Origin of the sequence: Limosilactobacillus mucosae (genome assembly GCF_046939755.1) — a bacterium.
In the GTDB taxonomy this organism is placed as follows: domain Bacteria; phylum Bacillota; class Bacilli; order Lactobacillales; family Lactobacillaceae; genus Limosilactobacillus; species Limosilactobacillus mucosae_A.
This window is the reverse complement of sequence record NZ_JBKZAY010000009.1, coordinates 41,266-53,429: the sequence shown is the minus strand read 5'-3', so window position 1 is coordinate 53,429 and position 12,164 is coordinate 41,266. Positions and strand designations below refer to the sequence as shown.

Here is a 12,164-nt window from a genome sequence, read left to right as displayed (position 1 = left end):
GGATCTTTTTGATTTACGATAGATTCAAGCTAATGTGCAGTGCATGGTCGACGTTTTTCATGATTCGATCGTCAAAGCGCGTTAAATACTTTCTCAAACGCCGCTTATCAATCGTCCGCAGCTGCTCAAGCAAGATAATCGAATCATGGGCGATTCCCGATTCGGCCGCCTTGATCTTAACATGCGTCGGCAAGGTGCTTTTCGTCAGCTGTGCCGTAATGGCAGCTACGATCGTCGTTGGGCTGTAGCGGTTACCAACATCGTTTTGGATAATCAGTACTGGCCGCACGCCACCTTGTTCTGAGCCAATCACTGGCGATAGATCCGCAAGATAAACGTCACCGCGCTGAATCCGTATCTTCCCCATTCATCATCGCCTGCCCTAGTTTTTATAGCGTCGCATTAATCGCGGTGTAATACTCGTCAGGATTTCATAATTGATCGTGTGTGCATAATCGGCCAGATCGGTTGCCGAAAGCGTCTTTTCTTTTGAGCTTCCCATCAAAACGACCTCGGTTCCGACCGGCATTGATTCAGGCAGACGAATCATCATTTGATCCATGCAGATCCGCCCTAAAATATCACATTCTCGACCAGCCACCAAGACCTTAAAGCCCTGCATCCGTCGTAGGTAGCCATCCGCATAGCCAATTGGCAGGGTAGCGACCCATTCATCGTTTTGCGCAGTATAGGTCGCGCCATAGCTGATTGATTCACCAGCCTGTAGATGCTTAACAAAAGTCGTCTTGGCAACGATTGAGGCTACCGGTCGCAGATCCAGCGAATCAGGCAGCTCATGACCAGAAGGATTGCAGCCATACATTGAGATGCCCATCCGAACCGTGTTGGCTGCGATCGTTTCGCGATGCCACATACCGACTGCTGAATTAGCCATGTGAACGTAAGGCGGTTTCTGATCAACAGCGGCCAAAAAGTCATGCCAGCGCCCCAATTGCCGTTTAAAGTAGTTATCGTCAGCCGCATCAGCCGTGGCAAAGTGTGTAAACATTCCTTCAAAAACGAAAGCGGACTGGTTAACCAGTGCCAAAGCCTGCTTTAATTCAGTAACGTCACGAAACCCAATTCGTCCCATGCCGGTATCCAATGCCAGGTGAACCTTCAGCGGTGGCAATGACTCATTTTTGGCAAGTTCAGCGTATTCTTTGAGCCAGTTGACGCTACCCACCGTCAGCGAAATATCGTTTAAGGCAGCTACCGGCGCATAATGAACCGGCGTCAGTCCCAATACCAGCATCAGTTGATCGATGCCGGCATTTCTAAGCTCGAGTCCTTCATCAAGCATAGCCACGCAAAAACCGTCAACACCAGCCTCCTTAGCAGCATGAGCAACCGGGACGGCACCATGTCCATAGGCATCCGCCTTGACGACTGCCAAGATTCGACTGTTGGCTGGTAAAGCGGCCTGTTGCTGTTTAATATTATGCTTTAATGCCTTTAGGTCGACTACCATAGCGGCATCCCGCAATTGTGCGCTAATCATTTTTCTGATCGCTTGTCCTTTCCAAAATGATTTCAGTCATGACCAGGTCTTTCGTATGACTAACCGATGCCCATACTTGACCTTCAAATGGCGATTTAACTACGATTGGCCGACCGCTTTGATTATTGATGATCGCAATGTCTTGAAAGCCGACCTCGCGACCGATTCCGGTTCCCCAAGCCTTGGCAAAAGCCTCTTTTAACGACCAGCGACCGGCAATGTATTCATAGCGGCGCTGACCGCCTAATCTAGCCAACTGTTCCAATTCAGGCGGCGTAAGGATTCGCTTGACGAAACTGGGCGTCTTTTCAACGGCACGCTTCACGCGGGCAATTTCCGTTAAATCAATTCCAAATCCTTGAATCATTGTTTATTGTTCCTGACCACCACGGCGGCGAATGTTAAAGCCGCGACGTCCTTTGCCATGCGAGTCTTCACGATAGCTGCGACGACTCTTGCTCTGACCGGTACGCTTGCCGCCACGATAACCGCGATGCGATGAACTGCCATGGCGATAGCTGCTGCCACGATAGCCACTGCTCTGGCGACGCTTGCGCCGTGGTAATGGCCGTTCTGGCGTGATCTTAACCGGTACCTGGCTGGCAGCTTCTTTGGTCATATCATTAAGCAGGGCAGCTGCCAAATCAAGGGCATCATGCGTTTCCAATAGTTTTTGCGCGGCGTCGGCATAGCGCTGCGTAGATGGCTGCGCGATCAGTTCATCGATCTCGCTGACGGCGCTGGCCAGCTGTCCTTTAAATGCCTCTTCTTCAGTTGGTGGCTTCAAAGGCAGCATGCGTACCTTGGTCAGCTTTTCAATCTCATGCAGATAGTCCATTTCATTTGGCGTGACAAAAGTCAATGAAACGCCATGGTGCCCGGCCCGACCAGTTCGGCCAATCCGGTGAACGTAGCTGTCGGGATCAGATGGAATATCATAGTTGTAGACATGCGTAACGCCTGAGATATCAAGTCCACGCGCCGCAACGTCGGTGGCAACCAAGATATCAAGCTTGCCTTCCTTGAAACGTTTCATGATCTTGGTTCGCCGATCCTGTGTCAGATCGCCATGAATACCAGCCGCGTTGTAGCCGCGTGCCGTCAAGCCCTTCGAGAGTTCATCGACGCGCCGCTTAGTCCGGCCAAATACAATCGTTAGGTCTGGGTCTTGAACATCGATCAGTCGGGTCATGATATCGAACTTTTCATAATCACGCGCCCGAACGTAGTATTGATCCACCAGGTCGGTCGTCAGCTCTTGAGCCTGAATGCGAACGGTCTTAGGCTCTTTCATAAACTGCATCCCGATCCGCTTGATTTCTGGCGGCATCGTTGCACTGAACAGCAGCGTTTGCCGTGTTGCCGGCGTTTCGTTGATGATGGCTTCTATATCTTCCAAAAAGCCCATGTTCAGCATCTCATCAGCCTCATCCAAAACCAGCGTATTGATTTGGCTCAAATCAACCGTATGCCGCCGAATATGATCGCGCAGCCGGCCCGGCGTCCCAACCAGAATTTCTGGCTGATGCTTTAAGCTCTTGATCTGGCGGCGAATATCAGCTCCACCATAAACGACCTGAACCTTGGCCCGCTTGTCTTTTCCCAGCCGGTACAGCTCTTCTTGCGTCTGGATCGCCAATTCACGCGTTGGCGAAATGATCAGAGCTTGAATTGCCGAATTCTGAGGATCAATGTGTTCAAGAATCGGCAGTCCAAACGCTGCCGTCTTACCGGTCCCGGTTTGTGCCTGACCAATTACGTCATCACCGTTTAAAACCATCGGGATCGTCTGTTCTTGAATTGGTGTGGCTTCTTCATAGCCGCTGCGTTTGATGGCTTTAAGCAGGCTGTTTGACAACCCTAATTCTCCAAATTTCACTTAAATAAATTCTCCTTAAAATTCAATCATGACTAGCCATGATTATGATTACTTCTCATTGGCACTGGCCAGTTCTGCCAGTACCTTTTCCAGATGAATGCCATGACTGGCCTTCATCAGAATTGCATCGTCAGCCGTTAAGACCGACTTCAAATCACTCGTTAACTCTTCAAGCTGGTCAGCTGCATAGCTGTGAATGGCTTCTTTGGGGTAACCGTCTTTGATCAGCTGATCTTTTAAGTTATTCATTTCTTGACCAACCAGATAAACGGCATCGATCTGATCATGCGAAATTGCCTCAGCCAAGCTGGCATGCAATTTGGCCGAAGCATCGCCTAATTCAAGCATGTCGCCCAATACGGCAATATGCCGGCCATTGGTCTTGACCGTGGCCAGCGTCTTGATAACCTGCTTAACGGCCGTTGGATTGGAATTATAGACATCGCTTAAGATCGCCTCGCCAGCATCGCCTTGAATCCATTCAGCACGGTTGGCCGTTAATTCAACGCCAGCCAAGGCCTGCTGCATGTTTTCCGGCTTGACGTGCAGCAGCTTGCCAACCGTGATGGCTGCCAAGGCGTTGTTGACGTTGTATTCGCCACCCATCGGCAGATCAAATTTCAACCCTGGCCATTCGTTAACCTGGAACGTAACATGATTAGGAGCGGTCGTAACGCTGGTGGCATAAAGATCATTGCCCAACTCACGGCCAAACGTCTTGGTATATTGTTTAAGCTTGACGGCGCGTTCTTTAAGCAGCGGTTCATCACCGTTGTATACCAGCGTGCCATCCTCTTTTAACCCATGCGTGATTTCCATTTTGGCATCGGCAATCTTATCGCGTGTACCGAAAAATTCGATATGCGCCTCGCCAATCATCGTGATCACTGCAATGTCAGGCGTAGTCAACTTGCTCAAAAAGTCTAATTGTCCCGGACGATCCATCCCCATTTCAACCACTACGGCTTCAGTATTAGGATTCATGTTGAGCAGCGTAATCGGCACGCCAATCTCATTATTGAAGTTGGCATGCGTCTTGGTTACGTTCATTTGGGTCGCCAAAATTGAAGCCGTCATATCCTTGGTAGTCGTTTTGCCATTGCTGCCAGTTACGGCAACCACGAATGGATTAATCTTGTGCAGATAGTATTGGCTTAATTCCTGCAGTGCCTGCAGCGGATCATCAACAACCAGCAATGGCTGATCAGTTGATGGCAGATCGTGATCGCTGGCCCAAAGCGATGCCACCGCGCCATTTTCAAACGCACTGGCAACGTATTTGTGCCCATCCTGCTCGCCCATTAATGGAATAAACAGCGCCCCAGCTTCCAGAGCACGGCTGTCAAAGGCCACATTGGTTACTTCTAGGTCCTGCCATTTTGCAATATCATTTTGCACCCGAATTGCCTTTGCAATCTCGGCTAAACTCATCTTCATGGAAATTTCCTCTTTTATTTGTTTTTTGAACTTTCGTACCGACTAGTCTAACTGATTAATTATATCACCCTTATGATCACAAAACGAGGGTTATAAATTTATCAATGGCAAAGGTATTGAATTTTTTATGTATTAAAAAGGGCTCAAGGTTGTCGTCAAGCAAACCTTGAGCCTTGATTCGACTATTGATCAAGCCTTACATTTCTTCCAAGCGGGCAATTCGATCCTCTAGCGGCGGATGCGTGTCAAAAAGATGATCCAGCCAGCGATGACGCTTGGCATTCTCTTCAGGATCGGTAATATATAAAGACGCACTGCTGGGATCAGCCTGCTGCATCGGCTCGGCATGTTCCAGCTTACGCAGCGCACTGATCATCCCCTGCGGATTACGCGTCAACTCTACGGATCCAGCGTCAGCCAGATATTCGCGATTGCGTGACAGTGCCATCTGAGCAATGGCAGCTGCCAGTGGTGCCAAGATGATCAGCAGCAATGAAGCCAGCATACCAAAGATATTGACGCCGCGATCATCATCATCATCACCGTGGCCACCGCCCAGCCACCAAAAATTGCTGACCAGGTTAACCAAAAATGAGATTGCCGCTGAAAGAGCCAGTGCGATTGTCTGCAGGCGAATGTCATAGTTGCGAACATGGGTGATCTCATGTCCCATTACGCCTTCCAGCTCCTCACGATTCATCATCTGCATCAAGCCGGTCGTAGCCGCCACGGCAGAATGTTTAGGATCGTTGCCGGTTGCAAAGGCATTAGGACTGGGATCGTCAATAATAAAGACCCGTGGCATTGGTACCTGTGCGACCATCGCCATATCTTCAACGACATGCCAAAGTTCTGGCGACTCAGCAGCCGAATGAATCTCACGAGCATGATTCATGTTCATCACAACATCCGTTGACTGCCCAATCATGACCGAGGCATAGATCAGAGCAATCACCAATGCCATGATGATGCCAACAACGGTTGAGCCAGCCAGCCAGTAGCCAACCGCAGCTCCTACCAGCGCGACCAGCAGACAAAAGCCTACCACCACGTAGACTGTCCGCCGCTTATTCATGTTAATCTGTTGATAAAGCATGCGTTACCCCAAACCGTTTTTAAAATTCAACTTTGGGCGTTTCCCGAGCCTCAGCCGGTACCTGCAAATATTCAAATTGCGTAAAGTGGTGAATCTTACCGACCAGGTTGGAAGGAAATGCCTGCAGCCGTTCGTTAAAGCGTCGCACGCAGCTATTGTAAAGCTGGCGTGAGTAGGCAATCTTATTTTCCGTATTGGTCAGTTCTTCCATCAGCTTTTGATATTCGGCACTGGCCTTTAGATCTGGATAGGCTTCGCTTACGGCAAACAATGATTTCAAAGTGCCGCTCAGCTGGTTGGAGACTTCCATTGTTTTTTGCGGATCATCTGCCATATTCATTCCGGCTAACTGATTTCTCAAAGCCGTTACCTTTTCCAGCGTCCCAGCTTCGTATTTGCTGTATCCTTTAACTGTATTGACCAGGTTGGGGATCAAGTCATTTCGCCGCTGCAGCTGCACATCGATTTGACTGGCTGATTCTTCGACCTGATTGCGTGCAGTGATAAAACCGTTATAGATGCTGACATACCCAACAATCAGCAAAATCACGACCACTACAGCGATAATTGCTGCCATCATAAATACTCCTCCTTAGGAAATTGATTTTCTTAATCATAACAGTTAATACCTGACGAATAAAATAATTTTGCCGTTTTGCACTAAAACTTAATCTTTTATAAAATTAAGCTGCAAAACCATTTATAAGGAGCCTTTTTATGAAAGTCTTATTTGTCTGTCTGGGCAATATCTGTCGCTCCCCAATGGCAGAGGCAATGTTTAGACAAATGATCGCTCAAAATCAGCTTGCCGATCAGGTTCAGGTCGACTCGGCCGCAACCAGTTATGAAGAAGAAGGCAACGGTCCGCATCCAGGTGCGCTTAAGATCATGCATAAATATCATCTGCCGACTGCAGGGCTCATCTCGCGTCCCATCACTCAAGCGGATTTCGCTACTGCAGATCTGATCATCGGCATGGATGATATGAATATTCGGCATCTTAAAGCCATCGCGCCAAAAGAAGATCGCTTTAAGATTCATCAAGCCTTTGACGTGGTCCCCGGCAAAGCTGGTACATCGATTCCTGATCCCTGGTATACGCATCGTTTTCAAGATACCTACGACAGCTTAGCCGAGGCGCTTCCTTATTGGTTAGATGTTGTAAAGCGCCAGCTGCACGATCAGCATTGATTCAGCGACCGTAAAGCCAATCATAAATAAAAAGAGATCAGGCGTGAATTACTACGTCTGATCTCTTTTTTATTCTTGATCGCGCCCCGTCGTATACTTGCTGCTGAGAGCTTTTTGTGCTTTTTTAGGCGCTTGAGAGAATTTTTCGCTGCGGACCAGTTTTCCTCTGATCATCAAACGTCCTTTACCGGTATCATCACAGGTAATCAAAGTGACAATGGCATTTTTGGTATTATTGACCACTTGAACGTCGGTTGCCTTGATGAACTTGCGCTGATAGATTCGATACTCATAGACGCGACCCATATCGGTCAAATAGATCATCTGACCCTTTTTGGCATGATAATAAAGCGGTGAGAACAAGATCTTACTGCCATTGGCCATATTGTGTCCAGCCAAGGCATAGTTGCCCTTCCCCATCTGCATGTCTTCGCGCATAGTACCAGCAGCTAAAGCTAACGTGGTATTGTCGACTCCTTTGGCAATTGGCAGCACCATATCGATGTCAGGAATGGCAATCTCGCCAATTACATTAATAGCCTGCTTTTTTGCCCGTGCGGCCGCGACGCTTTGCAGGCTGAGGTCCTGGACGCTGTCAAAATCATAGCTGGCCTTTTTCTTTTGGTTTTTAACCACGGCTCGCCGCGTAACGGTCGGCCGATAGCTGTCAACCAAAGCCGACTTGATCTGCTGATTAAAAATTAAAGCCAGTCCAACGATAAACAGGATTATGGCAGCGGTCCAGCGCAGCCAGTTTAACTTGCGATGCATATTCGATCTCCTCGACTTTTATAACGATAAAACAAAAGCCCCACCGCGGAAAAATCCAGCAGTGAGACTTTTTGCCAAAATGCGGCTTACTTGAGGCCGTACTTCTTGTTGAACTTGTCCACGGCACCATCGGCTTGCGTGAACTTTTGCTTACCCGTGTAGAATGGGTGAGAATCTGAAGTAACTTCAACCCGGATCAGTGGGTATTCGTTGCCGTCTTCCCATTTAACGGTTTCTTTAGAAGTAGCCGTAGAACCGGAGATAAACTTGTAGCCGGTTGCTGAGTCTTCAAAAACTACCAAGTGGTAATCTGGATGAATTCCTTGTTTCATAAATTTTACGCTCCTTTTGCCATGAATCATTGCCTGAAACATAGATAATCAACCTTCACAGATTAACATATCTTTGTTCAACTTGCAACTACTCTGTCATTTTCTATTCTTCTTCAATCTTAACGTTGGCGTTCAGCCGGTTAAGTTTCCAAACAACCCGGTCATAGCCGCGCAGAATATGATCCGCGTCATGAATAACCGTTTGACCATCTGCCATCAGTCCAGCAATCATCAAAGAGGCCCCAGCACGAATCTCGCCAGCCTTGACATCGGCGCCGTGCAGCTTTTCCGTATGACGAACGGCGATCTGGCCATCTTGGGTCTCAATATTCATTCCCATCTTTTGCAGTTCAGGGATGTGCTTGACTCGTTTTGGATAGATCGTATCAACAATCGTGCTTTCCCCGTCAGCCTTGGAAAGCAGCGGCGTCAATGGCTGCTGCAGATCAGTGGCAAAACCAGGATAAGGCATCGTCTTGACGCTGATCGGCTTTAGATGATCCGTTTTGGGAACATAGATCTTATCACTGTCAATCTGTAAGTCGACGCCCATGTCAATCAACTTGCTGGTGTAAGCCTCCAAGTGCTCGGGAATCACGTTGTTTAACATGATCCCATCCCCCATCGCAGCTGCTAATGACAGGTAGGTACCGGTTTCGATTCGGTCGGCAATGATCGTATGCGTGTTCATTGACTGCAGCGTGTCGACCCCCGTAATCCGAATCGTATCAGTCCCAACCCCACGAATCTTGGCACCCATATTGTTTAAAAAGGTTGCCAGGTCAACGATTTCTGGTTCACGCGCTGCATTTTCGATAATCGTGGTTCCTTGAGCTCTAACCGCTGCCAAAACCGCGTTGATCGTAGCACCAACCGAAACCATATCCATAAAGATCCGCGTGCCATGCAGTCCGTTTGGCGCGTCCATCTTTACGGTACCGCCCGATTCGCTGACGTTAGCACCTAAAGCCTTGAAAGCCTTCAAGTGCTGGTCAATTGGCCGAGGACCAATGTTATCGCCACCTGGGAAAGTTACCGTTGCTCGGTGAAAGCGGCCAAGCAGGGCTCCCATGAAATAGTAGGAAGCCCGCAGACTCTTGATCGCCTTGCTGGGCAGTTCAGCTTCCATGATTTGAGTGGGATCAATGTTTAAAACGCCATGCTTGAATGATGACTTAACGTTCATTGACTCCAAAATAATCATCAGATTGTGAACATCCAAGATATCCGGCACGGTATCAAACTGAACAGGCGTATCGGCTAGAATCGCCGCCGGAATCAACGCCACGGTACTGTTCTTGGCTCCGCCGATGGTAACTTCGCCCGAAAGTCGGTTTCCTCCTTGAATGATCATTTTTTTCATGATTGTGTTTTCCTCGCTTACAAATTGATAATTGTTTTTTAGTTGAATCTTTCTTTATTTTTAAAACAGTCAGCTTTAATGATAATTAATAAGCCGCTAAATTACAACCTTTTCAAACAATCTTCACAACTTAAGTGTCGCTAGTCTAAAAAGCGACGTGACCATCTTTGATCGCGTCGTTTTTTATGATACAGACTAATTATTTTTGATTTTCGGCAGCTGCCTTAACGAACGCGGCAAACAAGCCTTCGGGACGGTTTGGCCGTGACAGGAACTCTGGGTGGTATTGAGCTGCCACGAAGAATTTGTTCTTAGGCAGCTCAACGACTTCAACCAGGTTCCGATCTGGATTAACCCCCGAGATCACCAGACCAGCTTTTTCCATGGGTTCACGATATTCATTGTTAAATTCATAACGGTGACGGTGCCGTTCATGAATCATCGTCTTGTTGTCATAGGCAGTCGCTGCTTTGGTTCCGGCCTTAAGCTTGCATGGATAGGAGCCGAGGCGCTGCGTACCACCCATGTTTTCAACATCCTCTTGATCTGGCATCAAGTCAATAATGTTGTGTTCAGTATTTGGATTAAATTCAGTTGAGTTGGCATCTTGGTAGCCCAGCACGTCGCGGGCAAACTCAATGCAGGCCGTCTGCATGCCAAGGCAAATCCCCAGGTATGGCACATCATTTTCACGAGCATACTTGATGGCAGCAATCATTCCTTCAACCCCACGTGAGCCGAATCCGCCTGGTACCAAGATTCCATCGTACTTACCCAGCTTTTCGGCAACGTTTTCGTCATTAATGTCCTCGGAGTTAAAGTGATCGATCTTAACCTTGGCATTGACTGGATAGCCGGCATGCCGTAACGCTTCATTAACCGAAATGTAGGCATCCTGCAGATCAGTGTACTTACCAACCATAGCGATTGTTACCGTATTTGTCAGACCATTTTCAATGTGGTGAATCATGTTGGTCCAGTCGCGCATGTCGGCTTCTGGAACGTCAAGACCAAAGTGATCGACTACCAGCTGGTCCATGCCTTGCTTTTGCAGCTTCAGCGGAATCTCATACAGCACCTTGACATCACGGGATTCGATAACGGCATTTTCATCAACGTCACAGAACATGGCAATCTTTTTGCGCATGCTGTCAGTAACTGGTGCTTCCGTCCGTACGACCAGAATGTTCGGCTGAATACCCAGACCACGCAGTTCGCGAACACTGTGCTGAGTCGGCTTGGTCTTCATTTCGCCAGCGGCATGCAAGTATGGGATCAGCGTAGCGTGAATGTAGAGCACGTTCTCAGCGCCGGCATCTTTTTTCATTTCCCGAATGGCTTCCATAAATGGCTGGGATTCAATATCACCAACCGTCCCACCGATTTCGGTAATCACGATCTCAGCATCCGTACTCTCGCCGGCCCGCTTGATTTTGTCTTTAATGGCATCGGTAATGTGTGGAATTACCTGAACCGTCCGACCAAGGTAGTCGCCACGCCGTTCCTTGTGCAATACTTCTGAGTAGATCTTACCGGTCGTCACGTTGGAATACTTGTTGAGGTTGTTGTCAATGAACCGTTCGTAGTGTCCCAAGTCCAAATCGGTTTCCGTACCGTCATCAGTAACGAAAACCTCGCCGTGCTGGTAAGGGCTCATCGTCCCAGGGTCCACGTTCAAGTATGGGTCAAACTTTTGAATGGCCACTTTCAGACCCCGGTTTTTCAACAGTCGACCCAGAGATGCCGCGATAATCCCTTTGCCCAATGATGAAACAACCCCACCAGTTACGAAAATGTATTTAGTCATTATTTCTCTCCTTTTGGAACTGCGTCCGGTTCTCTAATACAAAAAGGCTCCCCATTTCATTGAAACAGGGAGCCTTTAAAACGAAAAGTCCCAAGATAAACTTGGGAGCCCAAGTAAAATAATACAAAGACCAAACAAGTTAGTCAAGAGCGATGTATTATTTATTCCTCGTCATCATCGTCTTCAACGTCATCTTCATCATCAAAGTTTTCTGATGAAAGCTGATCTTCCAGATTGGTGTCCTCATCGTCATCGGCGAGTGGATTGTCTTCATCGTAATCTGGGTTGTCGTAATCTTCTTCTTCGCCGTCGCCGTCATCTTCATCATCAACGTCGGCCAGATCGTCATCTTCTGGGTCATCATTGTCGTAGTCGATAACGTCATCGTCATCGTCAGCCCCTGCCAAGAAGGCATTGACCTTGCGACGTTTCTTCTTTGGACGATCTTCTTCTTCTTCGTTTTCGCCAACCGTGGCTTCGTCGATTGATTCATATGGGTACCATGCACGCAGGCCCCAAGTATTGTCACCAAGGGAAATAAAACTGCCATCGACGTTCAGGTCCGTGTAGAACTGAGAAAGCCGTTCCCGAATTTCCTCATCGCTCTTACCAAGATATTGCTGAACCTCGTTGGTCAAATCAGCGAACGCCATTGCTTCACCATGGTAAGCCAAAATAGCATGCGCTACTTCGATCATGGACAGTTCCGACTTGTCTTGGCCATCGAAAACCTTTAAATCCAAATGGGTTAAATCCAAACTGGTGCACATCCCTTCAAAAAGTCTCA

General features: G+C 48.1%; 13 protein-coding genes. 1 reads left to right on the top strand and 12 read right to left on the bottom strand.

The genetic code is table 11. From position 1 onward, the window contains the following. Positions 1-13: 13 nt before the first annotated feature. The 7 genes from ACLUWI_RS04740 to ACLUWI_RS04710 all read right to left on the bottom strand — a co-directional run bounded on the left by ACLUWI_RS04740 (position 14) and on the right by ACLUWI_RS04710 (position 6,490). A complete protein-coding gene (locus ACLUWI_RS04740; protein ID WP_412146383.1) occupies positions 14-358 on the bottom strand; it encodes a type II toxin-antitoxin system PemK/MazF family toxin in 345 nt (114 codons plus the stop codon). Positions 359-382: 24 nt separating this feature from the next. Next, a complete protein-coding gene (alr, locus tag ACLUWI_RS04735) occupies positions 383-1,501 on the bottom strand; it encodes an alanine racemase (RefSeq protein ID WP_412146368.1) in 1,119 nt (372 codons plus the stop codon). Beyond that, positions 1,494-1,868, bottom strand: a complete 375-nt coding sequence (gene acpS / locus ACLUWI_RS04730) for a holo-ACP synthase (protein ID WP_412146367.1) — start codon at positions 1,866-1,868, stop codon at positions 1,494-1,496. Before acpS ends, alr begins: the two co-directional genes overlap by 8 nt. A 3-nt stretch (positions 1,869-1,871) precedes the next feature. Beyond that, the gene (locus ACLUWI_RS04725; RefSeq protein WP_412146366.1) at positions 1,872-3,380 is read right to left on the bottom strand and encodes a DEAD/DEAH box helicase; all 1,509 of its coding nucleotides are present in this window, start codon (positions 3,378-3,380) and stop codon (positions 1,872-1,874) included. Between the two features lie 48 nt (positions 3,381-3,428). Then, positions 3,429-4,817 (bottom strand): UDP-N-acetylmuramoyl-tripeptide--D-alanyl-D-alanine ligase, encoded by a 1,389-nt coding sequence (locus tag ACLUWI_RS04720; protein WP_412146365.1) that lies wholly within the window; start codon positions 4,815-4,817, stop codon positions 3,429-3,431. 196 nt (positions 4,818-5,013) lie between these two features. Beyond that, positions 5,014-5,913 (bottom strand): zinc metalloprotease HtpX, encoded by a 900-nt coding sequence (gene htpX / locus ACLUWI_RS04715; RefSeq protein WP_412146364.1) that lies wholly within the window; start codon positions 5,911-5,913, stop codon positions 5,014-5,016. Positions 5,914-5,932: 19 nt separating this feature from the next. Then, positions 5,933-6,490, bottom strand: a complete 558-nt coding sequence (locus ACLUWI_RS04710; RefSeq protein ID WP_412146382.1) for a LemA family protein — start codon at positions 6,488-6,490, stop codon at positions 5,933-5,935. 140 nt (positions 6,491-6,630) lie between these two features. On the opposite strand from ACLUWI_RS04710, the gene ACLUWI_RS04705 reads away from it, so the two are divergent. After that, complete coding sequence (locus tag ACLUWI_RS04705) at positions 6,631-7,104, top strand: low molecular weight protein-tyrosine-phosphatase (protein WP_412146363.1); 474 nt, start codon at positions 6,631-6,633, stop codon at positions 7,102-7,104. Between the two features lie 69 nt (positions 7,105-7,173). Here ACLUWI_RS04705 and ACLUWI_RS04700 read toward each other — a convergent pair whose 3' ends face one another. The 5 genes from ACLUWI_RS04700 to rpoE form a co-directional block, all read right to left on the bottom strand. Further along, positions 7,174-7,875: a class A sortase gene (locus ACLUWI_RS04700; protein ID WP_412146362.1), complete on the bottom strand. Its 702-nt coding sequence runs from the start codon at positions 7,873-7,875 to the stop codon at positions 7,174-7,176. Positions 7,876-7,961: 86 nt separating this feature from the next. Continuing rightward, a complete protein-coding gene (locus tag ACLUWI_RS04695) occupies positions 7,962-8,207 on the bottom strand; it encodes a type B 50S ribosomal protein L31 (RefSeq protein ID WP_169462291.1) in 246 nt (81 codons plus the stop codon). 103 nt (positions 8,208-8,310) lie between these two features. Then, positions 8,311-9,570, bottom strand: a complete 1,260-nt coding sequence (locus ACLUWI_RS04690; protein WP_412146361.1) for a UDP-N-acetylglucosamine 1-carboxyvinyltransferase — start codon at positions 9,568-9,570, stop codon at positions 8,311-8,313. 199 nt (positions 9,571-9,769) lie between these two features. Then, positions 9,770-11,377 carry a CTP synthase gene (locus ACLUWI_RS04685; RefSeq protein ID WP_412146360.1) on the bottom strand — a complete coding sequence of 536 codons (1,608 nt, stop codon included), beginning with the start codon at positions 11,375-11,377 and terminating at the stop codon, positions 9,770-9,772. Positions 11,378-11,538: 161 nt separating this feature from the next. After that, positions 11,539-12,120, bottom strand: coding sequence for a DNA-directed RNA polymerase subunit delta (rpoE, locus tag ACLUWI_RS04680; protein ID WP_109588365.1), 582 nt, complete (start codon positions 12,118-12,120; stop codon positions 11,539-11,541). Between the last annotated feature and the right edge of the window lie 44 nt (positions 12,121-12,164).